General features: G+C 72.9%; 24 protein-coding genes and 2 tRNA genes. 20 read left to right on the plus strand and 6 right to left on the minus strand.

Annotation, left to right across the window (positions count from 1 at the left end):
• The 3 genes from ACFVXK_RS24355 to nudC all read left to right on the plus strand — a co-directional run.
• Window positions 1–907: PD-(D/E)XK nuclease family protein (locus tag ACFVXK_RS24355; RefSeq protein ID WP_389614971.1), on the plus strand; the 907-nt coding region annotated here is incomplete at its 5' end.
• 10 nt (window positions 908–917) lie between these two features.
• Window positions 918–2,357, plus strand: coding sequence for a dipeptidase (locus tag ACFVXK_RS24360; RefSeq protein ID WP_389614973.1), 1,440 nt, complete (start codon window positions 918–920; stop codon window positions 2,355–2,357).
• Between the two features lie 50 nt (window positions 2,358–2,407).
• Entirely contained in the window at window positions 2,408–3,355 is a 948-nt protein-coding gene (gene nudC / locus ACFVXK_RS24365; RefSeq protein WP_358894324.1) for an NAD(+) diphosphatase, read from the plus strand.
• A gap of 66 nt (window positions 3,356–3,421) precedes the next feature.
• Here the strand turns inward: nudC and ACFVXK_RS24370 are convergent, their stop codons facing one another.
• Window positions 3,422–3,682, minus strand: a complete 261-nt coding sequence (locus tag ACFVXK_RS24370; RefSeq protein ID WP_045949161.1) for a mycoredoxin — start codon at window positions 3,680–3,682, stop codon at window positions 3,422–3,424.
• A 172-nt stretch (window positions 3,683–3,854) separates the two neighbouring features.
• On the opposite strand from ACFVXK_RS24370, the gene ACFVXK_RS24375 reads away from it, so the two are divergent.
• From ACFVXK_RS24375 to ACFVXK_RS24395, 5 genes are all read left to right on the plus strand, one after another.
• A complete protein-coding gene (locus ACFVXK_RS24375; protein WP_389614976.1) occupies window positions 3,855–6,032 on the plus strand; it encodes an ATP-dependent DNA helicase UvrD2 in 2,178 nt (725 codons plus the stop codon).
• Between the two features lie 169 nt (window positions 6,033–6,201).
• Complete coding sequence (locus ACFVXK_RS24380) at window positions 6,202–6,519, plus strand: hypothetical protein (protein ID WP_389614978.1); 318 nt, start codon at window positions 6,202–6,204, stop codon at window positions 6,517–6,519.
• A 182-nt stretch (window positions 6,520–6,701) separates the two neighbouring features.
• Entirely contained in the window at window positions 6,702–7,073 is a 372-nt protein-coding gene (locus tag ACFVXK_RS24385) for a WhiB family transcriptional regulator (RefSeq protein ID WP_358894327.1), read from the plus strand.
• Entirely contained in the window at window positions 7,070–7,402 is a 333-nt protein-coding gene (locus ACFVXK_RS24390; protein WP_389614981.1) for a hypothetical protein, read from the plus strand. Before ACFVXK_RS24385 ends, ACFVXK_RS24390 begins: the two co-directional genes overlap by 4 nt.
• A gap of 166 nt (window positions 7,403–7,568) precedes the next feature.
• Entirely contained in the window at window positions 7,569–7,778 is a 210-nt protein-coding gene (locus tag ACFVXK_RS24395; protein WP_389614983.1) for a hypothetical protein, read from the plus strand.
• 9 nt (window positions 7,779–7,787) lie between these two features.
• Here ACFVXK_RS24395 and ACFVXK_RS24400 read toward each other — a convergent pair whose 3' ends face one another.
• Together ACFVXK_RS24400 and ACFVXK_RS24405 are read right to left on the minus strand one after the other, a co-directional pair.
• Entirely contained in the window at window positions 7,788–9,116 is a 1,329-nt protein-coding gene (locus ACFVXK_RS24400; protein ID WP_389614985.1) for an ABC1 kinase family protein, read from the minus strand.
• Between the two features lie 135 nt (window positions 9,117–9,251).
• Window positions 9,252–10,361, minus strand: coding sequence for a ThiF family adenylyltransferase (locus ACFVXK_RS24405; RefSeq protein WP_389614987.1), 1,110 nt, complete (start codon window positions 10,359–10,361; stop codon window positions 9,252–9,254).
• 231 nt (window positions 10,362–10,592) lie between these two features.
• Here ACFVXK_RS24405 and ACFVXK_RS24410 point away from each other — a divergent pair, with 231 nt between their 5' ends.
• From ACFVXK_RS24410 to ACFVXK_RS24425, 4 genes are all read left to right on the plus strand, one after another.
• The gene (locus ACFVXK_RS24410) at window positions 10,593–11,132 is read left to right on the plus strand and encodes a M48 family metallopeptidase (RefSeq protein WP_389614989.1); all 540 of its coding nucleotides are present in this window, start codon (window positions 10,593–10,595) and stop codon (window positions 11,130–11,132) included.
• A gap of 176 nt (window positions 11,133–11,308) precedes the next feature.
• Window positions 11,309–13,081, plus strand: a complete 1,773-nt coding sequence (locus ACFVXK_RS24415) for a TerD family protein (protein WP_389614991.1) — start codon at window positions 11,309–11,311, stop codon at window positions 13,079–13,081.
• A 29-nt stretch (window positions 13,082–13,110) separates the two neighbouring features.
• On the plus strand, window positions 13,111–13,791 hold the full coding sequence (locus ACFVXK_RS24420; RefSeq protein ID WP_389615011.1) for an AIM24 family protein: 681 nt from the start codon (window positions 13,111–13,113) through the stop codon (window positions 13,789–13,791).
• A gap of 17 nt (window positions 13,792–13,808) precedes the next feature.
• The gene (locus tag ACFVXK_RS24425; RefSeq protein WP_389614993.1) at window positions 13,809–14,564 is read left to right on the plus strand and encodes an AIM24 family protein; all 756 of its coding nucleotides are present in this window, start codon (window positions 13,809–13,811) and stop codon (window positions 14,562–14,564) included.
• An 82-nt stretch (window positions 14,565–14,646) separates the two neighbouring features.
• Here the strand turns inward: ACFVXK_RS24425 and ACFVXK_RS24430 are convergent, their stop codons facing one another.
• Window positions 14,647–15,189, minus strand: coding sequence for an NUDIX hydrolase (locus ACFVXK_RS24430; protein ID WP_389614995.1), 543 nt, complete (start codon window positions 15,187–15,189; stop codon window positions 14,647–14,649).
• Window positions 15,186–16,580 (minus strand): zinc-dependent metalloprotease, encoded by a 1,395-nt coding sequence (locus ACFVXK_RS24435; protein WP_389614997.1) that lies wholly within the window; start codon window positions 16,578–16,580, stop codon window positions 15,186–15,188. The genes ACFVXK_RS24430 and ACFVXK_RS24435 overlap by 4 nt, the downstream gene beginning before the upstream one ends.
• Before the next feature lie 192 nt (window positions 16,581–16,772).
• On the opposite strand from ACFVXK_RS24435, the gene ACFVXK_RS24440 reads away from it, so the two are divergent.
• From ACFVXK_RS24440 to ACFVXK_RS24455, 4 genes are all read left to right on the plus strand, one after another.
• Entirely contained in the window at window positions 16,773–17,939 is a 1,167-nt protein-coding gene (locus ACFVXK_RS24440) for an SDR family oxidoreductase (protein ID WP_389614999.1), read from the plus strand.
• A gap of 226 nt (window positions 17,940–18,165) precedes the next feature.
• Window positions 18,166–18,627: a molybdenum cofactor biosynthesis protein MoaE gene (locus ACFVXK_RS24445; RefSeq protein ID WP_389615001.1), complete on the plus strand. Its 462-nt coding sequence runs from the start codon at window positions 18,166–18,168 to the stop codon at window positions 18,625–18,627.
• A gap of 192 nt (window positions 18,628–18,819) precedes the next feature.
• The gene (locus ACFVXK_RS24450) at window positions 18,820–19,017 is read left to right on the plus strand and encodes a hypothetical protein (RefSeq protein ID WP_389615003.1); all 198 of its coding nucleotides are present in this window, start codon (window positions 18,820–18,822) and stop codon (window positions 19,015–19,017) included.
• Window positions 19,018–19,095: 78 nt separating this feature from the next.
• Entirely contained in the window at window positions 19,096–20,184 is a 1,089-nt protein-coding gene (locus ACFVXK_RS24455; protein ID WP_389615005.1) for a PDZ domain-containing protein, read from the plus strand.
• Window positions 20,185–20,221: 37 nt separating this feature from the next.
• Here ACFVXK_RS24455 and ACFVXK_RS24460 read toward each other — a convergent pair whose 3' ends face one another.
• Window positions 20,222–20,791, minus strand: a complete 570-nt coding sequence (locus ACFVXK_RS24460) for a PPA1309 family protein (protein ID WP_389615007.1) — start codon at window positions 20,789–20,791, stop codon at window positions 20,222–20,224.
• Window positions 20,792–20,917: 126 nt separating this feature from the next.
• Between ACFVXK_RS24460 and ACFVXK_RS24465 the strand changes: the two genes are divergently transcribed.
• From ACFVXK_RS24465 to ACFVXK_RS24480, 4 genes are all read left to right on the plus strand, one after another.
• Entirely contained in the window at window positions 20,918–23,809 is a 2,892-nt protein-coding gene (locus ACFVXK_RS24465) for a UPF0182 family protein (RefSeq protein ID WP_389615013.1), read from the plus strand.
• A 62-nt stretch (window positions 23,810–23,871) separates the two neighbouring features.
• Window positions 23,872–23,945 (plus strand) — tRNA-Met (locus ACFVXK_RS24470).
• Window positions 23,946–24,213: 268 nt separating this feature from the next.
• Window positions 24,214–26,070: a tetratricopeptide repeat protein gene (locus ACFVXK_RS24475; RefSeq protein ID WP_389615009.1), complete on the plus strand. Its 1,857-nt coding sequence runs from the start codon at window positions 24,214–24,216 to the stop codon at window positions 26,068–26,070.
• 70 nt (window positions 26,071–26,140) lie between these two features.
• Window positions 26,141–26,214: transfer RNA gene (locus ACFVXK_RS24480), tRNA-Met, on the plus strand.
• Window positions 26,215–26,222: the final 8 nt, after the last annotated feature.

Below are 26,222 nucleotides of genomic sequence, written 5' to 3' on the forward strand. Positions count from 1 at the left end.
CGACCTCTGGGCCGGCGAAGCCGTGCTGCCTTCCACCGGCCCGGGCCCCGCCCGGTCCCGGCAGGCGGTGCAGCCACACCCGTACCCGCCCCGGGCGGCCGACCCCGCCGGGGCCGACGACCCCTGGGCCGGCGAAGCCGTGCTGCCCGCTGACGGCGCCGGGACCCGGTCCGACGAGGACCCCCTCACGCCCGAAGAGGCCCGCACCATCGCCTCCTGGGACCGCGACCTCGACGCCCTGGAAGGCGAGCTGCTCCGCGCCCGCGCCGCCGTGCGCGACGTGGAGCTGCCGGGCGCGCTCTCCGCGAGCCAGCTCCTGCGGCTCGCCGCCGACGAGCAGGCCTTCGTGCGCGACCTCGCCCGCCCCATGCCCAAGCCCCCGCAGCCCGCCGCCCGCCAGGGCACCCGCTTCCACGCCTGGGTCGAGTCCCGCTTCGACGCCCTCCCCCTGCCCCACCTCGACGTCCTCGACCCCGCCGCCGACCTCCCCGGCACCGACCAGGAGATCGCCGACGCCGCCGACCTCGAAGCCCTCAAGGCCGCCTTCGAGCGCAGCGAGTACGCCGAGCGCATCCCGTACCGGATGGAGGCGCCCGTCCAGCTCACCCTGGCCGGCCGCGTCATCCGCGGCCGGATCGACGCCGTCTACCGCAACCCCGACGGCTCGTGGGAGGTCGTCGACTGGAAGACCGGCCGCACCACCCAGGCCGACCCCCTCCAGCTCGCCGTCTACCGCCTGGCCTGGGCGGAAGCCACCGGCACCCCCCTCGACCGGGTCGCCGCCGCCTTCCTCCACGTCCGCAGCGGCCGCGTCGTCCGCCCCCGCGACCTGCCCGGACGCGAGCGTCTTGAGTGGATCCTCCAAGGCAAAACGGGCACGGACGGCGCCCACCAGGCGGACGGCTAGGCTCGTGACCATGAGCGAAACCCCGGACAACGTCGTCCGCACGTACATCGGCACCCACCGCACGGCCTTCCTCGACGACCTCGCCGAATGGCTGCGCATCCCGTCCGTCTCGGCCCAGCCCGAGCACGCGGGCGACGTACGCCGCAGCGCCGAATGGCTCGCGGCCAAGCTCAAGGAGACCGGCTTCCCGGTCACCGAGATCTGGGAGACCGCCGCGGGCACCGGCGCCCCCGCCGTCTTCGCCCACTGGCCCGCCGCCGACCCGGCCGCCCCCACCGTCCTCGTCTACGGCCACCACGACGTCCAGCCCGCGGCCCTCGCCGACGGCTGGCACACCGAGCCCTTCGAGCCCGTCGTCAAGGACGGCCGGATGTACGGGCGCGGCGCGGCCGACGACAAGGGGCAGGTCTTCTTCCACACCCTCGGCGTGCGCGCCCACCTCGCCGCCACCGGCGCCGAGGCCCCCGCCGTGCACCTCAAGCTCCTCATCGAGGGCGAGGAGGAGTCCGGCTCCCCGAACTTCCGCGCGCTCGTCGAGGCCCGAGCCGCCGAGCTCGCCGCCGACGTCGTGATCGTCTCCGACACCGGCATGTGGTCCGAGACCACCCCCACCGTCTGCACCGGCATGCGCGGCGTCGCCGACTGCGAGATCGACTTCCACGGCCCCGACCAGGACATCCACTCGGGCGCCTTCGGCGGTGCCGTGCCCAACCCGGCCACCGTCGCCGCCCGCCTCGTCGCGGCCCTGCACGACGAGGACGAACGGGTCACCATCCCCGGCTTCTACGACAACATCACCGAGCTGAGCGACGCCGAACGCCGGCTGATCTCCGAGCTGCCCTTCGACGAGGCCGAGTGGCTGCGCACGGCCAAGTCCCACGCCGCCTCCGGCGAGGCCGGCTACTCCACCCTGGAGCGCGTCTGGGCCCGCCCGACCGCCGAGGTCAACGGCATCGGCGGCGGCTACCAGGGCCCCGGCGGCAAGACCATCGTGCCCGCCTCCGCCCACCTGAAGCTGTCGTTCCGGCTGGTCTCGGGGCAGGACCCGTACGAGGTCGAGGCCGCCGTACGGGACTGGGTCGCGGCCCGGGTCCCGGCCGGCGTCCGCCACACCATCACCTTCGGCGCGCCCACCCGCCCCTGCCTGACCCCGCTGGACCACCCCGCCCTCCAGTCCGTCGTCCGCGCCATGGGCCGGGCCTTCGGGCAGCAGGTCCGCTTCACCCGCGAGGGCGGCTCGGGCCCGGCGGCCGACCTCCAGGACGTCCTGGACGCCCCGGTCCTGTTCCTCGGCATCTCCGTCCCGTCCGACGGCTGGCACTCCCCGAACGAGAAGGTCGAGCTGGACCTGCTCCTCAAGGGCGTCGAGACCGCCGCCCACCTGTGGGGCGACCTCGCCGAGAGCTGGGCTCCGCCCGCGCCCGTCGCGGCGCGCGCCGCCACCGCCTGACCGCACGCACCCACGTCCGTACGCCTGCCTTGTCCCATCCACCGGGGGAGTTGGAAGTACCTGTGAGCACGCACACCGAGCGGCCACTGTCGCTCACCGCGCCCAGCGACATAGACCGCGCCGCGCACCACCGCCTCGACGAGGCCTGGCTCGCCGCCGCCTGGAGCCACCCGACGACCCGCGTCTTCGTCGTCTCCGGCGGCCAGGTGCTGATCGACGACACCCCCGACGGCGGCACGGCCATCGTGATGACGCCGGCCTTCGAGGCCCCGGTCACCGAGACCCACCGCTACTTCCTGGGCACCGACGAGGACGGCGTACGGTACTTCGCGCTGCAGAAGGACTCGCTGCCCGGCCGCATGGACCAGTCGGCCCGCCCCGCCGGGCTCCGCGAGGCCGGGCTGCTGCTGTCCCCGCGCGACGCCGGGCTGATGGTCCACGCGGTGGCGCTGGAGAACTGGCAGCGCATGCACCGCTTCTGCTCCCGCTGCGGCGAGCGCACCGTGGTCGCGGCCGCCGGGCACATCCGCCGCTGCCCGGGCTGCGGCGCCGAGCACTACCCGCGCACCGACCCGGCGGTGATCATGCTGGTCACCGACGAGCAGGACCGTGCGCTGCTGGGCCGCCAGGTGCACTGGCCGGAGGGCCGCTTCTCCACGCTGGCCGGGTTCGTCGAGCCGGGCGAGTCGATCGAGGCGGCCGTGGTCCGCGAGGTGTGGGAGGAGGCGGGCGTGCGGATCGGCGAGGTCGAGTACGTCGCCAGCCAGCCCTGGCCCTTCCCGTACAGCCTGATGCTGGGCTTCAACGCCCGGGCCGTCAGCTCGGAGATCACCGTCGACGGCGAGGAGATCCAGGAGGCCCGCTGGTTCTCCCGGGAGGAACTGGCCGAGGCGTTCGAGTCCGGCGCGGTCGTCCCGCCGTCGGGGATCTCCATCGCGGCCCGGCTCGTCGAGCTCTGGTACGGCCGGCCGCTGCCGAAGCCGGCGCCGGCGGCGTAACCTTCGTCACACGTGCGGAAGGCCCCCGCCGAGGCGGGGGCCTTCCGCATGACCGCGTCCGGGACCTCAGACGGCGAGGGCCTGCTTGACCTGCGCGAGGCTCGGGTTCGTCATCACGGACTCGTTGCCGGCGGAGGACTTCACGAGCACGGTCGGGACGGTCTGGTTGCCGCCGTTGGCCTGCTCCACGAACTTGGCGGACTCGGGGTCGAGCTCGATGTTGATCTCGTTGTACGCGATGCCCTCCCGGTCCAGCTGGGTCTTCAGCCGGCGGCAGTAGCCGCACCAGGTGGTGCTGTACATCGTGACCGTGCCCGTGTCCTGCATGCTCGCTCCTCTGTGAGGTCTGGGGGACCGGAGTCCCGCCCGGTCCGAGTACTCGAACGTACGCCGTCCCCCGGCCATTCCCGGCCCCCGCCCGGTATGACCCATCCGACAACCTGCCCGGGCCTGTGGACGGATTTCCCGCCCGCCCCGGCCGACCTGGCAGCATGTTGGGGTGACAGCAGCAACGCACTCCCCCTCCTTCCCGGCCGCCCCGGGTACCGGCGCGGCCGGCGCCGACGCGGTGCTCCTGGGCCTCGACCCGGAGCAGCGCCAGGTCGCCACGACCCTGCGCGGCCCGGTGTGCGTGCTGGCCGGAGCCGGCACCGGCAAGACCCGGGCGATCACGCACCGGATCGCCTACGGGGTCCAGTCCGGGCAGCTCATGCCCGCCAGCGTGCTCGCCGTCACGTTCACCAACCGGGCCGCCGGCGAGATGCGCGGCCGGCTGCGCGCGCTGGGCGCCGGCGGGGTCCAGGCCCGTACCTTCCACTCCGCCGCCCTGCGCCAGCTCCAGTACTTCTGGCCCCGGGCCGTCGGCGGCGACCTCCCCCGGCTCCTCGAGCGCAAGATCCAGTTCGTGGCCGAGGCCGGAGCGCGCAGCCGCGTCCGCCTCGACCGGAACGAGCTGCGCGACGTCACCGGCGAGATCGAGTGGGCCAAGGTCACCCAGACCGTCCCCGCCGACTACCCGGCGGCCGCCCTCAAGGCGGGCCGCGAGGCGCCGCGGGACGCGGCCGAGATCGCCCAGATCTACGGCACGTACGAGCAGCTCAAGCGCGACCGGGGGATGATCGACTTCGAGGACGTGCTGCTCCTCACCGTCGGCATCCTCCAGGACCGGCACGACATCGCCGAGCAGATCCGCGCCCAGTACCAGCACTTCGTGGTGGACGAGTACCAGGACGTCAGCCCCCTGCAGCAGCGGCTGCTGGAGCTGTGGCTGGGCGAGCGCGACAGCCTCTGCGTCGTCGGCGACGCCAGCCAGACCATCTACTCCTTCACCGGCGCCACCCCCGACCACCTGCTGGACTTCCGCAGCCGCTACCCCCACGCCACCGTGGTCAAGCTGGTGCGCGACTACCGCTCCACCCCCCAGGTGGTCCACCTCGCCAACGGCCTGCTGGGCCAGGCCAGGGGCCGGGCCGCCGAACACCGGCTGGAGCTGCTCTCCCAGCGCGAGCCCGGCCCCGACCCGGCCTACGCCGAGTACCCGGACGAGCCCGCCGAGGCCGAGGGCGTCGCCCGCCGGGTCCGCGACCTGATCGCGGCCGGGGTCCCGGCCGGCGAGATCGCCGTGCTCTACCGGATCAACGCCCAGTCCGAGGTCTACGAGCAGGCCCTCGCCGACGCCGGGGTCCCCTACCAGCTGCGCGGCGCCGAGCGCTTCTTCGAGCGGGCCGAGGTCCAGAAGGCGGTCCTCGCCCTGCGCGGAGCCGCCCGCTCCGCCGGCAACGACCCCCTCCTCGACGACGTCGTGGAGCTGGGCTCCCAGGTCCGGGCCGTGCTCAGCTCCACCGGCTGGACCGCCGAGCCGCCGGCCGGCTCGGGCGCCGTGCGCGACCAGTGGGAGTCGCTGGCCGCGCTGGTCCGCCTCGCCGAGGACTTCGCCCGCGCTCGGCCCGGCGCCGGCCTGGCCGAGCTCACCGTCGAGCTGGAGGAGCGCAAGGCCGCGCAGCACGCGCCGACCGTCCAGGGCGTGACCCTGGCCTCGCTGCATGCCGCGAAGGGCCTGGAGTGGGACGCCGTGTTCCTCGTGGGCCTCACCGACGGCATGGTGCCGATCACGTACGCCAAGACCGACGAGCAGGTCGAGGAGGAGCGCCGGCTGCTCTACGTCGGGGTCACCCGGGCGCGGCTGCACCTGACGCTCTCCTGGGCCCTCTCGCGGGCTCCGGGGGGCCGGGCCTCCCGACGCCCCAGCCGCTTCCTGAACGGCCTGCGGCCGGGCTCGGCGGCCCCCGGAGCGCGGGGCGGGGCCCCGGCCGAGCGCGGGCCCCGCAGACGCGGCAGCCGCGGCCCGGTGCTGTGCCGGGTCTGCGGCCGGACCCTGACCGAGGCCGGGGACATCAAACTGATGCGCTGCGGGGACTGCCCCTCGGACATGGACGAGGGCCTCTACGAGCGGCTGCGCGAGTGGCGGGCCGGCCAGTCGAAGCTCCAGGGACTGCCCGCCTACTGCGTCTTCACCGACAAGACGCTGATGGCCATCGCGGAGGCCGCGCCGTCCGAGCCGGGCGAGCTCTCGATGATCTCTGGAGTGGGCGGCCGCAAGCTCGACCGCTACGGGGCCGACGTCCTGGCCATCTGCGCAGGCCAGGAGCCTGAGGGCGAGGATCCTGACGACGCGTAGAAACTCGTCGGAAAAATAGTTTGCACATGCCCAGCCAATCCCCATAGGTTCTTAGCAACGGAAACGGTGGCTTCTCCGAAGCCCCGGATCCGTGCTGTACTTATCCGAATACGCATGGGACAGGCCCCCCGGGGCCGGGTCCCCGAGACGCCGAGAGGAGGCGAGACCAGTGACCAGCTTCATGACCTTCACCAAAATGACCGATCGCTCGGTCGACGCTTCCTGCCTGCTCGGTTCCGTCTCCCTCCGGGGCACCGGTCTGTCCGCGATTTCCGCCGACAAGCCCGCCCTGCTGGCGACCCTTCCGGTCAGCGAGCGCAACGAACGACCGACCAAGGCACTGGTGGCAGTAGCGGGAGCCCAGCAGGCGCATGGCGCCTATGGCCCCGCCGCCGCGGCCGGTGCCGGATCCAAGCAGCAGACGACGACGCAGCACCACCTGATGTGGGCCTTCCGCGGGCTCGAACCCTGGAGTGATCCAGCCTGATCGCATGATCAGGCCGGCGCCTTCAGGGCCGCGGAACCCCACCCGGGATCCGCGGCCCTTCTGTTTGTCCCGAACGGGGACGACGGAGCGAAGGGGCCTCGGGACTGGCAGGACCAGGTAACAGCCGCCACCCGGCCGACCGGCCGGAACGACTAACCGAAACAGACGAGGAAGAGACAACCGTGCAACTCGAAGCGCACGCCCCGTCCGCACCGCAGACCCGAACGATCTCCCCGCCCGCAGTCCCGGAGGACCCCGCCTTGACCCCCCTCACCGCGCTCACCGCGCTCGACGACGCCATCGAGAACCTCGGCGTCCCCGTACCGTGTCGGACCTTCGACCCCGAGGTCTTCTTCGCCGAGTCCCCGGCGGACGTCGAGTACGCCAAGTCCCTCTGCGGCACCTGCCCGCTGGTCGAGGCCTGCCTCGCCGGCGCCAAGGAGCGCCGCGAGCCCTGGGGCGTCTGGGGCGGAGAGCTCTTCGTCCAGGGCGTGGTCGTGGCCCGCAAGCGGCCCCGCGGCCGTCCGCGCAAGAACCCGGTTGCTGCGGCATGACCGCCACCGGAACCATCGACCGCCCCCTGACGCACGACCCCTTGAAGCAGGCCCCCATGTCCCCCCACGCCAACACGAGCGAGCAGCCGCACGGCTCCGCCACCGCAGACTTCATCACCACCGGCGCGATCACCTCGCGTCAGAACAGGACCCGCGAAATGCAACTCATGCCAGAATCCCTCGCCCGTGCGCATATGGACGACCGGCTGCGCGAGGTGGACGCCCAGCGTCACGCCGTGCGCCTGGTCGCCGCCCGGCGCATGCAGCGCAAGGCCGAGCGCGTCTCGCTGCGCGCCCGCCGCGCGCTGGCCATGGCCGTCATGCACTGACGGCCCCGCACGGAGCCGCGACCCGGCTCCGCACCAGTGCGGTGCGAACACCGCCGCCGCCGGCCCGACCGGGCCGGGGGCGGCACCCCCGGAGGGCCCCGGCCGAACGGACCGGTCCCTCCGGTGCGTTGCGGGCCCTGGCGCGGCGCCTCGGGGATATCGTCTGGTGGTGGACCAGCCGACTCCCCACCCCGCCCAGCCGGGACCCGAGGACCAGTCCGTCGTCTGCGCGCGCTGCGGCGCCCGCTCCCCGAACGGCGCCCCGCCCACCTGGACCTGCTCGGTGGAGAACGGGACCAGACAGTTCTTCTGCGTCGACTGCGCGCGCGCCAACCTCCGCGCGATCGAGGGCCGGCTCGACTCCTCCTGGTGGTGACCCGAAGGCTCAGTCCTCGGACGCGAACCCGGGCAGCCAGGCGTCCAGTTCGTCGCGCAGCCGCACCGTCGCACCCAGCTGGCACAGCACCCCGATGGTGCTCAGCGTCACCCGGTGGATCAGCAGGTAGGACGGCGGCAGGTTGATCTGCCGTCCCAACTGGTGGGCGGGGGAGCGGGGATCGGCGATCCGCGCGGCCTGCCCGCGCAGCCACGACCGGGTGAAGGTGAAGGCGTCGGCCTCGGCCGGCTCGATGATCGGCTTGAGGTAGTCGAGCACCGCGTCCGGGTCGAGTTCGATGGACTCCTTCACGAACCCCTCGGCGCACAGGTGCCCGTAGACCCCCTCGGCGTCCCCCTCCAGGGTCATCCGCAGCGACCGGCCGATCGGCTTGGGCCAGCCGCCGGGCAGCCGGTCCACCGTGCCGAAGTCCAGCACGCCCAGCCGCATCCGGCCGTCCGCCCCGGTTATGAGCCGGAAGTTTCCCGGATGCGGATCGGCGTGCAGCAGCCCGGTGCGCGCGGGACCGGAGAAGAGGAAGCGGGTCAGCAGCTGGCCGGCCCGGTCGCGCTCCTCCTGCGTGCCGTCGGCGACGATCTCCGACAGCGGGGTGCCCTCCAGCCACTCGGTCACCAGCACCTGGTCGCCCTGGTGCACCACGTCGGGGACGACGACGTCCTCGTCCCCCACGAAGGCGTCCGCGTGGGTGCGCTGCGCCTCGGCCTCCAGCTCGTAGTCCAGCTCCTCGGCGACCCGGTCACGCAGCTCGGTGATCAGCGGCTTGACGTCCATGCCCGGGATCAGCGGCCCCAGCAGCCCGGCGAACCGGCCCAGCTGCTTGAGGTCCGACAGCAGCGCCTCCCCGGCCCCCGGGTACTGGACCTTGACCGCCACCTGCCGTCCGTCGTGCCACACGGCCCGGTGCACCTGCCCGATCGAGGCCGCGGCGGCGGGCTTGTCCTCGAACTCCTCGAACAGCTCGCGCCAGTCCTCCCCGAGCCGCTCCGCCAGCACCTGGTGCACCCGCGCCGCCGGCAGCGGGGGCGCCGCCTCCTGAAGCTTGGTCAGCGCCGCCCGGTAGGGCCCGACGACCTCCTCGGGAAGCGCCGACTCGAACACCGAGAGGGCCTGCCCGAACTTCATGGCACCCCCCTTGAGCTCGCCGAGCGTGCGGAACAACTGCTCGGCGGTGCGCTGCTGGAGCTCACGGGTCACGATCTCGGCGGACTTCCCGCCGATCCGCTTGCCCAGCCCCCAGGTGGCCCGCCCCGCGATACCGAGCGGCAGCGCGGCCAGCTTGACCGTACGGGTGACCGCCTTCCGGGGAAGATCAGACATACGCCCCTCCAGTTCCCAGACTGCTGTGCCGCGAGCGGCGGTTCGGAGCGCCCATCGGCCCCCCGACGCATCCTGCCATGGTCGTCCCACCCACCGGACGGGGCACCTGCCCGGATCCGGCGGGAGTCGGGCCACTCACGAGAGCACCGCCCCGGGCTCCGCCGCCGGTACGGCCGCGCCGCACGGGCAGTCCGGATGAGGGGGCAGCCCCGAGCGCTCCCAGTGCAGTGCGGGCAGGGCGGCCTCCCAGCGGGATCCGGTGGAGGCGGGCAGGCGGCCGTCGAGGAAGGCCAGGGCGTGGGCCGCGGCCAAACCGGCCACCGCCGTGGAGAGCCCCAGATCGCAGGCGGCCCGCTCCCGCCGCCGGTGCGCCGACCGCCACTGGACCAGCATCCGGGGCCAGGCCGGGTCCCGGCCGACGCGCTCGCGCTCCATGCACCCGGCGCAGGCCGTCACCCCGGGCAGCACCAGTGGCCCGACCAGCCCCGTCCCCTCCAGCACCCCCGCGTACAGGTGCGGGGTGCCCGTCGCCACCCAGTCGGCGGCCGTCGCCGGATCGGGCGCCCACGCCTGCAGGCCGTCCCGGGGCGCGACCACCACCAGCGCGACCTCCGGCCCCGGCCCCTCGGGGTCGCCCTCCCGCGGCGCCCGCCCCGGGGCCGACTCCCGCACGAGGGCCCGCGCCGCCTCGGCCCGCAGCCGGCCCACGCTCCCCGGGCCCAGCCCGCCCGGCGCCACATCGGCCGGCTCCACCCGACCCCCGTCCAGCACCTCGACCCGCCCCACCCCGGCTCCCGCCAGCACGGCGGCCACCAGCGCCCCCACCCGGCCGCTCCCGCGCACCCGGACCCGTATGGCCCGGCGGGCCGCGACACCCCGTAAGTCACCCCCGGGCTCCGGACGCACCAGGGACAGCGAGCCCAGATCGGGGCCGAGCCGCTCCAGCACCTCCGGGCGGCCGCGCACGGCCTGGGCGCGGGGCCCGCCCGCCGTGGCGTCGTCGAGCAGCCCGGCCCCCGCGAGCCGCCGGACCAGTCCGTCCGCCCGGCCCTCCGGCAGCCCCATCCCGCGGGCCTCCGTCCGCAGCAGCTCCATGCCGCGCGTCCCGTCGATCCGGTCGATGAGCGATCCGGTGGCCGTGTCCACAGGGCCGAGCACCACCGCATGCGCCGGGGTCACCCCGAACTGCACCGTCTGCAGGTCCCGCCAGGCCCGTGCCAGCGCGGGCTTCACCTTCGGATACATCGCCGCCTCCTCGTCTCCCCGTACCGTCCGCGGCCGTTCCGCGGTCGTCGGCACGGCCTCCTCCGTCACGATGCCCGCCCGTCGGACGGAGTGCGCAGACTTGTCCACAGGCAGGGGGTATTAGGCATATGGGATGAATGGAAGGGGCGTTCCTGGAGGGGCCGCGCAGTGATCCTGTTCGAAGCGCGGACGTGCGGGACTTCCGCCGCGGCGACCGGGTACCTTCGAGGCGTGTCCGCCGACCCACCCCAGCACGCCGTCGAAGTACGCCGGAGCGCGCGCCGCCGCAGGACCGTCTCCGCCTACCGCGAAGGTGACCGGACGGTCGTCCTGATCCCTGCCCGGATGTCCGAGGCGGAGGAGCGGCGCTGGGTCGGCGTCATGCTCGACAAGCTCGCCGCCCAGGAGAGCAAGCGCACCCTCGGCGACACGGAACTCACCGAACGCGCCGCGCGTTTGTCCGAGCAGTACCTCGGCGCCCGCGCCCGCCCCCGCTCGGTCCGCTGGGTCACCAACCAGAACACCCGCTGGGGTTCCTGCACCCCCGCCGAAGGCAGCATCCGGCTGTCCCACCGGCTCCAGGGGATGCCGGAGTACGTGGTCGACTACGTGCTCCTGCACGAGCTGGCGCACCTGCTGGTCCCCGGCCACGGCCCCCGCTTCTGGGAGCTGCTGGAGGCCTACCCCAGGACCGAGCGGGCCCGGGGCTTCCTGGAGGGCGTGGTCGCGGCGGAGCGGCTGCCCCGGATCCCGGCCGCCCGCGAGGAATAGAGCCCCGCACCGGGCGCGGTTTGTACCGGGTCGGTACCGGCTTGCCCGGATGTCGCCGGGAGCCGTTAGCCTGAGCGGCACACAACCGCGGGCACGCATCCGGCGGCACACCACCACGCAGGCGAGCAGCCGCGCACTCACAGCACTCACACTCGGGACGGGGGACGGTCGGACGTATGGCCAGGGAATTCCAACGCGGCCACAAGGCCAGGATCAGTGACCTGACGGCGGGGACCGATCTGTACGTCGGCGTCCAGATCGCCGGACCCGGACTCACCTTCGACATCAGCTGCTTCGGCCTCGACGCCGACGAGCGCCTGTCGGACGACCGCTACTTCGTCTTCTACAACCAGCCGAAGTCGCCCGAGGAGTCCATCCAGCTGCTCGGCGCGCAGGCCGGGGACACCGAATCCTTCCGGGTGACCCTGGACCACGTGCCCGCCTCCGTCCACCGGCTCTCCTTCACCGCCAGCCTCGACGGCGACGGGCAGATGTCGCAGATCGGCCCCGGCTACATCCGGATCGTGGCGGGCGGCGAGGAGGTCGTCCGCTACTCCTTCACGGGCTCGGAGTTCAGCACCGAGCGCGCCCTGATGATCGGCGACTTCTACCGCAAGGACGTGTGGCGCTTCGCCGCCGTCGGCCAGGGCTTCGACGGCGGGCTCGCCGCGCTGCTGGAGAACTTCGGCGGCGAGGTCGCCGAGGAGGAGCCGCAGCAGCAGGCCCCGGTCCCGGCCCAGCAGCAGGGCGCCACCCCCGGGTTCGCCCCGCCGCCCCAGGCCGCCGCCCCCGCGCCGGCCGCCCCCACCCCCTCCTACGGCGCCCCGGTCCACCAGCAGCAGCCGCCCGCCCCCGCGCCGTACGCCCAGCAGCCGCAGCCGCAGCCGCAGCCGCAGCCGCAGCAGCAGCCCCCGGCTCCGGCGCCCGCCCCGGCCGCGGTGCACTCGGCCCCGACCATGGTCGGCCCGCTGACCCCGCCCGCCCCCGCGACCCCCTACGGCCAGCCCCCGCACCCGCCGCAGCAGCCCGGCCCGCCCTCCTACGGCGGCGGCCGCCAGCCGCAGCAGCACGGGTACGGCGCCCAGGTCCCGCCCCCGGGACCGGCCCCCGCCCCCTACGGCCAGCCGCCCCAGCCCTCCTACGGCGGCCAGGTCCCGCCCCAGCAGCAGGGCTACCCCCAGCAGCAGGGCTACCAGCAGCCGGGCCAGCAGCCCCCCTACGGTCAGCAGCCGCCCTACGGTCAGCAGCCCCCCGCCCCCTACGGCCAGGCGGCCCCGCATGCCGGACCCGGCCTCGCCGCCGCGCTCCAGCTGTACAAGGAAGCCCCCACGGGCGCCCGCTGGACCGCGCAGAACCACCAGATGATGCGGGTCGACCTCGCGGCCGGCGGCGGCCAGCCCGTCCTCGCCCGCCAGGGCAGCATGGTCCTCTACCAGGGCAAGGTCGACTTCAGCTACAAGGGCGCGGGCTTCGCCGGCCGCATCGTCGGCAACGCCACCGGCCAGGAGATGCAGCTGATGCGCTGCACCGGCCGCGGCCAGCTCTTCCTCGCGGAGAACGGCGCCCACCTGCACGCCATCGAGCTCCAGGGCGACGGCATCTGCGTCAACTCCGAGAGCGTCCTCGCCTTCGACGAGTCCCTCCAGCACGAGGTCCGCCGCATCGAGGGCCACGGCATCCCCGGCGGAGCCCTGTTCACCATGCTCTTCCAGGGCACCGGCACCGTGATCGTCAAGACGCACGGCACCCCCGTCGTCCTGCCCGTCACCCCGACCACCTTCGCCGACAGCAACGCCATCGTGGCCTGGTCGGCGGCCTCCCAGGTGATCGTTTCCAGCCAGGTCCGGCTGCGCCGCAACGCCTACCCCGGCCACAGCGGGGAGACCGTGAACCTCCAGTTCCGCGGCGCCCCCGGCAACTTCATCGTCGTCCAGCCGTACGAGGTCTGAGGGAGCCCCACATGAATGCCATGAACCCGATGAACCAGCAGCTCGCGGGCTACGCCCCGACCCCCGTCACGGCCCGCATGGAGAACCACGGTTCCGCCATGCTCAAGGTCGCCATGCAAAGCGGCCACGACCTCTTCGCCCGCACCGGCTCGATGGTCGCCTACGAGGGCTTCGTCCAGTACGAGCCCAACCCGCCGGCCGTGCGCCAGATGGCCTCCCAGTGGCTCACGGGCGAGGGCGCCCCGCTGATGAAGTGCACCGGCGACGGCCTGCTCTACCTCGCCGACTACGGCGCGAACGTCGTCTGCATCAACCTCAACAACGACGCGCTCTCCGTCAACGGCACCAACCTGCTCGCCTTCGACGCCGGCCTCCAGTGGGGCGTCGAGCGGGTCAAGGGCATGGCCAAGTTCGCCGGCCAGGGCCTGTTCAACGTGCAGGTCTCCGGCACCGGCTGGGTCGCCATCACCTCCCGCGGCACCCCGATCGTGGTCGACTGCGGGCGCGGCGAGGACGAGACGTTCGTCGACCCCGACGCGCTCGTCGCCTGGTCCCCGAACCTCAAGGTCAAGGGCAAGAGCAGCTTCAAGGCCTCGTCCCTGATCGGCCGGGGCAGCGGGGAGGCCTACCAGATGGCCTTCTCCGGCCAGGGCATCGTCGTCGTACAGCCCAGCGAGGACAGCACCGACCGGCTCCGGACCCGGGGCTGAGGGGGAGCGGACACACCATGCAGAGCTCACTTTTCGGCCACGCCGAGCAGCAGTCCCAGGAGCGGTACGCCGTCCAGAACCCGCAGCTCCTGCGGGTCACCCTGGCCGGCTCGGACGACGTCCTCGCCCGCAAGGGCTCGATGGTCGCCTACCAGGGCATCGTCGACTTCGACGGCGAGTACCAGAGCACCAGCCAGCGCGGTGCCCGCATGCGCACCGGCGAGGGCCTCGACCTGATGCGCTGCTCCGGCCAGGGCACGGTCTACTTCGCCAACCTCGCCCAGCACGTCCACGTCCTCGACGTCGACCACGAGGGCCTGACCGTCGACAGCGGCTACGTCCTGGCCATGGACTCCACCCTGCACACCGAGGTCATCGCGGTGGACAGCCAGTACGGGATCTCCGGCTCCGGCAAGTACCAGCTCAACATCACCGGCCGCGGCAAGGTCGCCCTGATGACCTCCGGGCAGCCGCTGATGATGCACGTCACCCCGGACAAGTACGTGAACGTCGACGCCGACGCCATCGTCGCCTGGTCCACCTCACTGCGCGTCCAGATGCAGGCCCAGACGCACTCCAGCGGCGTCTGGCGGCGCCGCGGCAACACCGGCGAGGGCTGGGAGCTCAGCTTCCTCGGCACCGGCTTCGCCCTGGTGCAGCCCAGCGAGGTGCTGCCCCCGCAGAACGCCCAGCTCGGCCAGGGCCTCGCCGCCCAGTACGGCATGGGCCAGCACGGCGCGCACGCCCAGAACCAGAACAACGTCTGGAGCTGACCCGGCGCACCCGCCGCACCGGCACGACGAAGGGGCGGACCCCGCAGGGTCCGCCCCTTCGTCCTGCCTCTTCCGTACGCCCTTACGCGCCCAGCCGCGCCCGGGTCGCCTCCACCAGCCGCACCACCGAGGTGTCGGCCACCGAAGCGACCTCCGCGTACGGGAACCAGCGCAGGTCGAGCGACTCGTCGCTGATCTCCGCCACCACACCGGCCGGGGCCAGCGCCGCGTACTGCACGTCCAGGTGCCAGTTGCACGGCGCCGGGATCGGGTGCCGGTCGAGGCGCACCGGGCCGCCCTCCAGCAGCGTCAGCCCGGAGGCGATGCCCGACTCCTCGACCGCCTCGCGCATCGCCGCGCCCGCCAGCGTGGTGTCACCGGGCTCGCAGTGACCGCCCATCTGCAGCCACAGGCCGAGCTTCTTGTGCAGGGTCAGCAGGACCCGGCCGCCGGCCGGGTCGATCACCAGCGCGCTGCCCGTCACATGCCCCGCCTGGCAGGGCTTGTACATGCCGTCCGGGTGCTCCGCCAGGTGCTGCAGGTAGACGTCCCTCAGCTCGCGCTGCTGCTCGTCCGCGCCCTCGAAGTCCTTCAGGACCAGGACGGCGTCCTCGTAGAGGCTCACTTCTTCTCGTCACCCTCGCCCTGGTCGCGCTTCTCGGCGGCCTCGCCGAGCATCTTGTCGATCTCCGAGAAGTCCAGCTGCTCCCGGTGCACGAACCCGTCCGGGTCGTCCAGGTCGGACGCCGTCGGCAGCATGTCCGGGTGCTCCCACAGCCCGTCGCGGCCGTCCACCCCGCGCGCGTCCGTGAGCGAGGCCCACAGCCGCGAGGCGTCGCGCAGCCGGCGCGGCCGCAGCTCCAGCCCGATCAGCGTGGCGAACGTCTGCTCCGCCGGACCGCCCGAGGCACGCCGGCGGCGCATCGTCTCGCGCATGGCGTCGGCCGAGGTCAGCCGGGGCTTGGCCGCCTCGTGCACCACGGCGTCCACCCAGCCCTCGACCAGCGCGAGCGCCGTCTCCAGCCGGGCCAGGGCCGCCTTCTGCTCAGGGGTGTCCTGCGGCTGGAACATGCCGCCCTGGAGCGCCTCCTGGAGCTGCTCCGGATTCGACGGGTCGAGCTGTCCGACCACGTCCTCCAGCTTCGAGGTGTCCACCTTGATGCCCCGCGCGTAGCCCTCGACCGCACCGAACAGGTGCGAGCGCAGCCACGGCACGTGCGCGAAGAGACGGGCGTGCGCCGCCTCGCGCAGGGCCAGGTACAGCCGCACCTCGTCCGAGGGGACGCCCAGGTCCTTGCCGAAGCTCTCGATGTTCAGCGGCAGCAGCGCCGCCCGCCCGGCCGGGCCCAGCGGCAGCCCGATGTCCGTGGAGCCGACGACCTCGCCCGCGAGGGTGCCCACGGCCTGGCCGATCTGCTGGCCGAACATGGCCCCGCCCATGGAGCGCATCATGCCCAGCAGCGGGCCCGCCATGGCCTGCATCTCCTCGGGCAGCACGCCGCCCATGGCCGCGCCGACGCGCTCGGCGACCGGGTCCACCAGCTCCTTCCACACCGGGAGGGTCGCCTCGACCCACTCGGCGCGGCTCCACGCGACGGCCGCGTTGGCACCCGACGGCAGGGAGGTGACGCCGTCCAGCCACAGGTCGGCCAGACGCACGGCCTCCTCCACCGCCGACTTCTCGGCGACGCCGACGCTGGCGTCCTTCACGCCGTCCGACGTGCCCTGCGCGACGGTCTGGCGGGCGATGTCCTTGGCCATGTCCCAGTTCACGGGACCGCCCTCGTAGCTGAGCATCTGCCCCAGCTGCTGGAAGGCCGCGCCCAGGTCGTTCGGGTTCATCGCACCGAACATCGCGGCGAACGGATTGTCCGCACCGCCGGGAAGACCGCCGGGGAGGCCGCCCGGGCCGAACCCGAACGGATTCCCGGGGCCGCCCTGGCCCCCCTTCTTGCCCTTGTCGCCGTCCTCCGGCTCCTCCGGCGGAAGGCCGAATCCGAATGGGGTGTCGCTCACGGGTTTCCTCGGCTCGTAGGGCCGCCGGCGGACGCCGACGGGCAATGGTCCGACAACACCACCCAGCGTAGACACCCCTCCCGCTTCCGGGCTCGGTGCTCCGCCGACTCCTGGGCTGCGGCAGGATGGACATCACCTGGTGGGTACGCGTCACGACGCGCCCCCACTGAAGACAACCGCTGGAGACGCCCGGTGAGTTCCCCAGATCCGCAGGCTCGCGCGCCGCACGACGCCGAAAACCGCCCTGAGCACGGCGACAGCGCCCCCGGCGTTCGCCAGCCGCGAAACGAAGCCGCCCCCCGCCGCCGCAGCCCCGTGATCGCGGTCACCGGGGCCGCCTCCGGCGTCGGCGCCGCGCTCGTGGGCCGCCTCGCCGCATCCGACGAGGTCAAGCAGGTCATCGCCATCGACGAGCGGCGCGGGGACTGCGCCGACGCCCAGTGGCACGTCCTGGACGTACGCGACCCCGCCATCGCCGAGAAGCTGCGCGGCGCGGACGTGGTCGTGCACCTCGCGCTCGACCTCGACCTGGAGACCGACCCCGCGGCCCGTACGGCGTACAACGTACGCGGGACGCAGACCGTGCTGACCGCCGCCGCGGCGGCCGGGGTGCACCGGGTCGTGCTCTGCACCTCCGCGATGGTCTACGGGGCCCTGCCCGACAACGACATCCCGCTCTCCGAGGACTCCGAGCTGCGGGCCACCGCCGAGGCCACCGGCGTCGGCGACCTGCTGGAGATCGAGCGCCTGGGCCGCCGCGCCCCCCGCGCCCACCCGGGCCTGAACGTCACGGTGCTCCGCCCGGCCGTGCTCGTCGGCGGCACCGACACCGCCCTGACCCGTTACTTCGAGTCCCCGCGCCTGCTCGTCGTCGCGGGCTCCCGGCCCACCTGGCAGTTCTGCCACGTCGAGGACCTGGTCAGCGCCCTGGAGTACGCCGCCCTGGAGAAGGTGGAGGGCGAGCTGGCCGTCGGCTGCGAGGGCTGGCTGGAGCAGGAGGAGGTCGAGGAGCTCAGCGGCATCCGCCGCATGGAGCTGCCCTCGGCGGTCGCCCTGGGCGCCGCGGCCCGGCTGCACCGGATCGGCCTGACGCCCTCCCCGGCCGGGGACCTCGCGTACACCATGCACCCGTGGGTGGTCAGCGTCAGCGGGCTGCACGCGGCCGGCTGGCGGCCCCGCTGGACCAACGAGGAGGTGCTGGCCGAGCTGCTCCAGGAGGTCGCGGGCCGGCACACCGTCGCGGGCCGCCGCCTGGGCCGCAAGGACGCCGCCACGGCCGCCGGGGCCGCCGGGGCGACGGTGGCCCTGCTGGGCGCCGCGGCCGCCGTCCGCCGGGCCCGCCGCCGCCGCGGCCTCTGACCTCCGGCCGGCTCCCGGTCCGCCGCGCCCGCCGCCCGCCCGAACCGGTCCGGGGCGGGGCGGGGCGGGCCTCCTGCGGGGCCGCGCCCACGCAGGCTGCGCCCACGCAGGCTGCGCTTCCGGGCGCCGTGCGGACCGGGTCCTGTAGGAGAATCCCAACCGGCCGGTCACGGCACGGGCGATCCGGCTATTCCGCCACGTCAGCCCCTGAGGCACGATGGATGACATGGCACCGCACTTCGACCACCCCGGCGAGCAGGCCGCCCAGGACCCCGTCCGGCTGCTCGCGATCCGTGAGACCCCGCTCTCGATCGACGAGGTCTTCAAGGCAGTCGGCGACGACGCCACGGGAGGCACCACCCTCTTCGTCGGCACGGTGCGCAACCACGACGGCGGCGCCGACGTCGACTCCCTCGGCTACTCCTGCCACCCGACGGCCGAGGCCGAGATGCGCCGCATCGCCGACCGCGTCGTGGAGAAGTACCCGGTCCGCGCCCTGGCGGCCGTGCACCGCGTCGGGGACCTGGCCGTCGGCGACCTGGCCGTGGTCGTCGCCGTCTCCTGCCCGCACCGCGGCGAGGCCTTCGAGGCCTGCCGGATGCTGATCGACGACCTCAAGCACGAGGTCCCGATCTGGAAGCACCAGACGTTCTCGGACGGCACGGAGGAATGGGTCGGCGCCTGCTGAGGCGCCCCCGGGGCGTCCCGGCCCGGCCCCGCTGCACATCACCGCCCCCCGGTCGTGGAAGCCGCGCCGGGCGGGAGTAGCCTCACACCCGTTCGGCCGCGCAACACGCCCTCGATTTGCGTAACCCCCCCACGGGCACGAGCGTTGAAGCCACCGACGACACTCGTACTTTCGGGGCAGGGAGGCACGTCCATGGCGTCACTGGCGTGGTTGCTGATTCCGCTGTTCGCCGCGATCGGGGCGGCGATATGGGGCAGCTGGGCAGCGCGCGACCGCACCCAGGGGGACATATCCGAGCTCGCCGGCTACGCGCGGTTCCGCGAGGCCATGGACAAGGCCGATCAGGCGAGGCAGAAGGAGAAGGCCCACTCCGGTTCCGACGCCGTCTGACGCGTCCCGGAAGTCCGCGGCCCCCGTACGGACCGGCCCCACGGGTCGCCCCACAGGACCGTCCCGTACTGTCGATCCATGCCACGCCGTACAGCGACGATGCTCGCCTCCTCCCTCGTGCTGTTCGCGCTGCTCTGCGCGGGAGTGTTCCTGAAGGTCCCGTACTCCGAGATGAGCCCCGGACCGACCGTGAACACCCTGGGCGAATCGCACGGCGAGCCCGTCCTGAACATCTCCGGGCACAAGACGTACCCGACCACCGGCCACCTCAACATGACCACGGTCCGCGTCACCGGCGCCGACTACGACATGAACCTGCTCGAAGCGGTCTACGGCTGGGTCGCGGGCGACAACATCGTCGTCCCGCACGAGAACCTCTACCCGGACGGCAAGACGGACAAGGAGTCGACGCAGGAGAACGCCGAGGAGTTCAGCCAGTCGCAGGAGAGCGCCAAGGTGGCCGCCCTCAAGCAGCTCGGCATCCCGGTCAGCGCCCGCGTCATCGTCGCCAGCGTCGTCAAGGGCAGCCCCTCCGAGGGCAAGCTGCACGCCGGTGACGTCGTCAAGGCCGTCGACGGCAGCCCCGTCACCGCGCCCGGCGACGTCGCGAAGCTCGTCACCAAGCACAAGCCGGGCGAGCCCGTCGAGTTCACCATCGTGCCCGCCGCCGACGCGGCCGAGGCCGAGAAGGCGAACCGCGAGCCCACCACCACCGCCAAGGTGGCCATCACCGCGGGCAAGGCGCCGGACGACGGCCACGCCATCGTCGGCATCAAGGCGGGGACCGACCACACCTTCCCGTTCCCCATCGACATCAAGCTCGCCGACGTCGGCGGCCCCAGCGCCGGCCTGATGTTCGCCCTGGGCATCGTCGACAAGCTCACCCCGGAGGACCTGACCGGCGGCAGGTTCATCGCCGGCACCGGCACCATCGACGACACGGGCAAGGTCGGCCCGATCGGCGGCATCCAGATGAAGACCATCGGCGCCCGCCAGGCCGGCGCCGAGTACTTCCTCACCCCGGCCGAGAACTGCGCCGCGGCCGCCGCGCAGGTCCCCGACGGCCTCACCCTGGTGAAGGTCTCCACCATCGACGACGCCACCAAGGCCCTGCAGAAGATCGGCAAGGGGGACACGGCCGGACTGCCGAGCTGCAAGAAGTCCTGAGCCGGCGGCTGCGGCCGCGCCCCCCGGGGCCCGGGCCTCAGGCGAAGGTCGCCTCCAGCGCATCGGCCAGACCGGGCACCAGGCCCGCGCCGGTCAGCACCTCGCTGGAGGAGTCCTTGTCCCGCAGCCGCACGGCCGACTCCCGCGAGCCGTCGCGCAGGACGCCCACCGTCAGGCGCACCTCCTGCCGCTCCGGGTGGCCGGCGACCCACTTGGCCAGCTGCTTGTCGTTCAGCCCCTCCGGCACGGAGGCCTCGGCGGACGGCGGCAGCATCAGCCGCTCCACCGTCAGCGCGCACCCGACGACCGCGTCGGGCCAGGCGATGGTCCCCAGGAACTTGTCCAGCGGGGTACCGGCCGGCACCTCGTCCTGCTCGATCGGGGTGAGCTGGGCCTTGCCGGCGTCGTCCTTGTCGAGGCCGAGCTGGTTCGCGAGGCCGGGCTCCTGCCGGCGCAGGCGGCCCGTGTCGACCAGGGCGAAGAGGCGGGCGGGCTTGTCCCAGCCGAGGGTGGAGGCGTACTCGTCGATCTCGAGGACGGCGCGGGTCAGCGGAGTGGCCGCCATGGGGGTGCCGGGGGAGGGCGAAAGGTTGGACATGGACAACATCCTGCCTCCTTTCTCCCCGATACCGGGAACTGACTAAAGCCTCAGTAAGTTGCATGGGTGGGCCCTACGATCGTGGGCCCACGACCAGACCCAGCGACTTTCGAGGTGCGCACCTTGGCTTTCCAGATGCCGGACCGCGGCGGAGGCCCCTCCGGGCCACGGATGAGAGTCGGCCGCCCCTCCCGGCGCGCCCGGACCCTTCTGCTGACCCTGGGCGTCCTGGCCGTCCTGGCCATGGCGTTCATCATGTTCGCCGGGTTCTGGACGGACTGGCTCTGGTTCCGCTCCGTCAAGTACTCCTCCGTCTTCACCACCACCCTGTGGACCAAGATCGGCCTCTTCGCCGTCTTCGGGCTGCTGATGGCGGGTGCCGTCGGGCTGAACGTGTGGCTGGCGTACCGGCTGCGGCCGCCGCTCAGCGCGATGTCGATGGAGCAGCAGAGCCTCGACCGGTACCGGATGAGCGTCGCCCCGTACCGCAAGTGGCTGCTCCTGGGCATCGCCGCCGTCGTCGGGCTGATCGCGGGGGCCTCGGCGGCCGGCCAGTGGAAGACCTGGCTGATGTACGTGAACGGGGTGCCCTTCGGCAAGAAGGACCCGCAGTTCCATCTCGACGTCTCCTTCTACACCTTCGACCTGCCCTGGTACCGCTTCCTGCTCGGCTTCGGCTTCGCCGCCGTCGTACTGTCGGTGATCGCGGCCGTCGTCGTGCACTACCTGTACGGCGGACTGCGCGTGACCAGCCCGGGCGCCCGGGCCACCGCCGCGGCGACCGGGCACCTGTCGGTGCTGCTCGGCCTGTTCGTCACGTTCAAGGCGGTCGCCTACTGGCTCGACCGCTACGGCCTCGCGGTGAAGTCCAGTGACTTCAAGGCCTCCGACAACTGGACCGGCCTGCGCTACGTCGACGCCAACGCCTACCTGCCGGCGAAGACGATCCTCGTCGCCATCGCCGCGATCTGCGCGGTGCTGTTCTTCGCCACCCTGTGGCGGCGCACCTGGCAGCTGCCGGTCATCGGCTTCGGCCTGATGGTCCTCTCGGCGATCCTGATCGGCGGGCTGTACCCGGCGATCGTGCAGAAGTTCCAGGTCCAGCCGAACGAGCAGGCCAAGGAATCCCCGTACGTCGAGAAGAACATCAAGGCCACGCGCGACGCCTACGGGATCGACGGAACCGAGGTCAAGGACTACCCGGGCGTGCCCAACCCCGGCACGAACAAGGACCAGCTGCGCAAGACGGCGGACACCACCGCCAGCATCCGGCTCCTCGACCCGAACATCGTCTCCCCGGCCTTCCAGCAGCTCCAGCAGGTCAAGGGCTACTACGCCTTCCCGTCCACGCTCGCCGTGGACCGCTACAGCGGCCAGGACACGGTCATCGGGCTCCGCGAGCTGAACATCGGCGGCATCCCGAAGAACAACTGGATCAACGACCACTTCCGCTACACACACGGTTTCGGCGTGGTCGCCGCCAAGGGCAACACCGCCACGGACAAGGGCGCCCCCGACTTCACGCAGTCGGACCTGCCCTCCCAAGGCATGTTCGGCAAGGACTTCCAGCAGCGCATCTACTACGGCGAGCAGACGAAGCAGTACTCGATCGTCGGTGGACCGCAGAAGGAGCTCGACTACTCGGACGACAAGGGCGAGAAGGAGACGAGCTACAAGGGCGACTCCGGAGTCAACCTGGACAACCCCGTCAACCGGGCCGCCTACGCGCTCGCCTTCAGCGAGCCGCAGATCCTGTACTCCGGGGCCATCGGCGAGGGCTCGCGGATCCTCTACAACCGCACGCCCAAGGACCGCGTCGAGGCCGTGGCGCCCTGGCTCACGATCGACGGGGCCCCGTACCCGGCGGTCGTGGACGGCCGGATCAAGTGGATCGTCGACGCCTACACGACGACGAACGGCTACCCGTACGCCTCGCGCACGACCCTGGGCCAGAGCACCGCGGACTCGCTGACGAACAGCCAGCGCGCGGTGGTGGCGCAGGAGAACCGGGTCAACTACATCCGCAACTCGGTCAAGGCCACCGTCGACGCGTACGACGGCACGGTCGACCTGTACCAGTGGGACACCCAGGACCCGGTCCTCAAGACCTGGATGAAGGCCTTCCCGGGCACGGTGAAGCCCAAGAGCGAGATCTCCAAGCCGCTCATGGACCACCTGCGCTACCCGCAGGACCTCTTCAAGGTCCAGCGCGAGCTCCTGACCCGCTACCACGTCACCGACCCGCAGACCTTCCTCAGCGGCAGCGAGGCGTGGCAGGTCCCGGACGACCCGACGACCAAGGCCGGTACGGCGGTCCCGCCGTACTACCTGTCGATGAAGATGCCGGAGCAGAAGGAGAAGGACCAGGTCTTCTCCCTCACCACCACGTTCACGCCGAACGGGCGGGACAACCTGAGCGCCTTCATGGCGGTCAACGCCGATCCCGGCACCCCGGACTACGGCAGGATCAGACTCCTGAAGCTGCCGACCAGCAGCCCGGTCGACGGCCCCAAGCAGGTCCAGAGCAAGTTCAACTCCGAGCCGAAGATCGCCGAGTCGATCCGCCTGCTGCGCGGCGGTGACTCCGAGGTCGAGTACGGCAACCTGCTCTCGGTCCCGCTGGACGACGGGATGCTCTACGTCGAGCCGGTGTACGTCCGCAGCGCCACCCTGAAGTACCCGCTGCTGCGCAAGGTGCTCGTGACCTACGGCGGCCAGACGGCCTTCGAGGACACCCTGGAGAAGGCGCTGAACGTGGTCTTCGGAGCCGAGGCCCCGACCACTCCGGTGCCGCCGGAGACCCAGCCGACCAAGCCGGGTGAGACCCCCGCCAACCCGCCGACCGCGCAGGACCCGACGGTCAAGGCGGCCCTGGCCGACGCCCAGAAGGCGGTCGAGGACGCCGACAAGGCCATGAAGGCCGGCGACTGGACCGCGTACGGCAAGGCCCAGAGCGACCTCCAGGCGGCGCTGAAGCGGGCGGTCGAAGCCGAGGCCAAGCTGACGGCCCCCAAGCCGGGGGGCTAGGCGGCCCCGGCCGCTGACCGGTAAGGGCTCCGCTCCGCGTCGTGATACTGTGGTTTCACCGACGCGGGGTGGAGCAGCTCGGTAGCTCGCTGGGCTCATAACCCAGAGGTCGCAGGTTCAAATCCTGTCCCCGCTACTGAAGACCAAGGCCCGGATCCCATGGGATCCGGGCCTTCGTCATGTCCGGATGAGATTCGGGTGAGATTCGGGGGCCGCTCGGAGCGGGCTCGCACGGGTCATGAGGGGCCGGTAGGAAGCTGCTGGGGGACATGAGGTCACTGGGGCGGGTGAGTTGGGGTGTGAGCGTGTTTGACTTGTCTCTCTGTGGGCATGTCGACAAAACGCTGTAGTGACCTCACTGGCTGCGACATACCAGGTGTACGCGGGTAGCAGGTGATGCGACGATGGGATTTATGGGGGACAGGTCAACTCTGCTGGAGACAGGGCGGTTTGTGAGGGCGGAGGCCGAGTCGGGTACGGAGGCCGGCAGGACGGCTCCCGCTGTCAACGCGCAGACCGCACTGACCGATGCGGATTTCGCGGAAGAGGCCTTCGGTGACGCCGGGGGGACCACCGACGCCGAACTGGAGGCGCGCCACCGGGTGGCAGCCGACAAGGGCGACCCCGGTGCCATGAGCGTGCTCGGCGCCCTGCTGCTGCGCCGCGGCGACCTGGCCGGGGCCGAGCCCTACCTGCGCGGCGCCACCGGCGCGGGGGACCGCGCCGCCGCCAACAACCTGGGCGTCCTCCTCCTCCAGCGCGGCTACCCCGACGAGGCCGCCGGCTGGTGGCGGGTCGCCGCCGTCGCCGGATCCGCCCCCGCCGCACACGCCCTCGGCCGCCACTACCGCGAGCGCGGGGACGAGCCCGCCGCCGAGTACTGGCTGCGCCAGGCGGCGGAATCCGGCCACGCCCTCGGCGCCTACGGCCTGGCCGACCTGCTGGAGCACCGCGGGGACAAGGGCATCGAGCGCTGGTTCCGGGCCGCCGCCGAACAGGGCCACCGCGAGGCCGCCTACCGGCTGGCCCGGCACCTGCGCAAGGGCGACCCCGCCGAGGCCGAGCAGTGGTACCGGCAGGCCGCCGCCCGCGGCCACCGGCGCGCCGGCCTGCACCTGGGCGCCCTCCTGGAGGCGCGCGGCGAGCTGAAGGAGGCCGGCCGCTGGTACCTCAGCTCCGCCAAGCAGGGCGAGGCCCGGGCGGCGTGCGCGCTCGGCTTCCTGCTGCGCGACGCCGGGGACGAGGACAGCGCGGCCGCCTGGTGGCACCGTGCCGCGCAGGACGGCGACGGGAACGCCGCCAACGCCCTGGGCGCGCTGCACGCGGCCCGCGGCGAGACCGAGACGGCCGAGAAGTGGTACCGGGTCGCGATGGACGCCGGCGACCACAACGGCGCCTACAACCTCGCCCTGCTCTGCGCCGCCCAGGAGCGCACCGCCCAGGCCGAGCAGTGGTACCGCCGCGCCGCCTACGCGGGTCACCGCGAGGCCGCCAACGCCCTGGCGATCATGCTGCTCCAGGCCGGGGACGCGGCCGGCGCCGAGCCGTGGTTCTCCAAGGCGGCCGAGGCCGGCAGCGTGGACGCCGCCTTCAACCTGGGGATCCTCTTCGCCAGCCGGGACGAGGACCGCTCCGCCCTGAAGTGGTACGAGCGCGCCGCCGCCGCCGGGCACACCGACGCCGCCCTCCAGGTCGGCATCGCCCTGGTGCGCGACGGCGAGGAGCGCGCCGCCGAACGGCACCTGCGCTGCGCGGCGGGCGGCGGCAGCGCGGAGGCGGCCTTCCGGCTGGCCGCGCTGCTGGAGTCGCTGGCCCCGCCGCCGGAGCCGGTGGCGCTGGGCGAGCCCGTAGGCGGCGCCGCGCGCTCCGAGAGCGAGGACTGGTACGAGCGCGCCGCCGAACAGGGCCACCGCCGGGCCCAGGTGCGGGTCGGGATGCTGGCCGCGGCCCGGGGCGACCTGACCGTGGCCGCCCGCTGGTACCGCGAGGCGGCCGAGGCCGGCTCGCGCAACGGCGCCTTCAACCTCGGGCTGCTCCTGGCCCGCGAGGGCGACGAACCGGAGGCGGCCCTGTGGTGGACCCGCGCGGCGGTGGCCGGCCACGGCCGGGCCGCCCTGCGCCTGGGGCTGCTCGCCGCCCGGCACGGGGACCTCGCGGAGGGGCAGAAGTGGTGCGTACGGGCCATGGAGCTCGGCCCCGCGGAGGTCGCCGAGCGGGCGGCCCGGCTGCGGGACGCGCTCGCGGAGGAGCTCTCCGTATGAGGCCGGCCGGAGGAGCCGGTTAACTGATTTGCATCTGCCGGGTGGACTCCCGTAGAGTCGTGTTTACCGACGCGGGGTGGAGCAGCTCGGTAGCTCGCTGGGCTCATAACCCAGAGGTCGCAGGTTCAAATCCTGTCCCCGCTACTGAAGGC

Source organism: Streptomyces sp. NPDC058157 (assembly GCF_042884105.1).
Lineage (GTDB): Bacteria > Actinomycetota > Actinomycetes > Streptomycetales > Streptomycetaceae > Streptomyces.

Coding starts and splice junctions, on each gene's coding strand:
- ACFVXK_RS24415 (WP_389614991.1), top strand. CDS start 11,309: ATGGCCAGGGAATTCCAACGCGGCCACAAGGCCAGGATCAGTGACCTG.
- ACFVXK_RS24445 (WP_389615001.1), top strand. CDS start 18,166: ATGGCACCGCACTTCGACCACCCCGGCGAGCAGGCCGCCCAGGACCCC.
- ACFVXK_RS24455 (WP_389615005.1), top strand. CDS start 19,096: ATGCCACGCCGTACAGCGACGATGCTCGCCTCCTCCCTCGTGCTGTTC.
- ACFVXK_RS24460 (WP_389615007.1), bottom strand. CDS start 20,791: ATGTTGTCCATGTCCAACCTTTCGCCCTCCCCCGGCACCCCCATGGCG.
- ACFVXK_RS24405 (WP_389614987.1), bottom strand. CDS start 10,361: ATGTATCCGAAGGTGAAGCCCGCGCTGGCACGGGCCTGGCGGGACCTG.
- ACFVXK_RS24390 (WP_389614981.1), top strand. CDS start 7,070: ATGACCGCCACCGGAACCATCGACCGCCCCCTGACGCACGACCCCTTG.
- ACFVXK_RS24360 (WP_389614973.1), top strand. CDS start 918: ATGAGCGAAACCCCGGACAACGTCGTCCGCACGTACATCGGCACCCAC.
- ACFVXK_RS24420 (WP_389615011.1), top strand. CDS start 13,111: ATGAACCAGCAGCTCGCGGGCTACGCCCCGACCCCCGTCACGGCCCGC.
- ACFVXK_RS24425 (WP_389614993.1), top strand. CDS start 13,809: ATGCAGAGCTCACTTTTCGGCCACGCCGAGCAGCAGTCCCAGGAGCGG.
- ACFVXK_RS24465 (WP_389615013.1), top strand. CDS start 20,918: ATGCCGGACCGCGGCGGAGGCCCCTCCGGGCCACGGATGAGAGTCGGC.
- ACFVXK_RS24370 (WP_045949161.1), bottom strand. CDS start 3,682: ATGCAGGACACGGGCACGGTCACGATGTACAGCACCACCTGGTGCGGC.
- ACFVXK_RS24450 (WP_389615003.1), top strand. CDS start 18,820: ATGGCGTCACTGGCGTGGTTGCTGATTCCGCTGTTCGCCGCGATCGGG.
- ACFVXK_RS24475 (WP_389615009.1), top strand. CDS start 24,214: ATGGGATTTATGGGGGACAGGTCAACTCTGCTGGAGACAGGGCGGTTT.
- ACFVXK_RS24400 (WP_389614985.1), bottom strand. CDS start 9,116: ATGTCTGATCTTCCCCGGAAGGCGGTCACCCGTACGGTCAAGCTGGCC.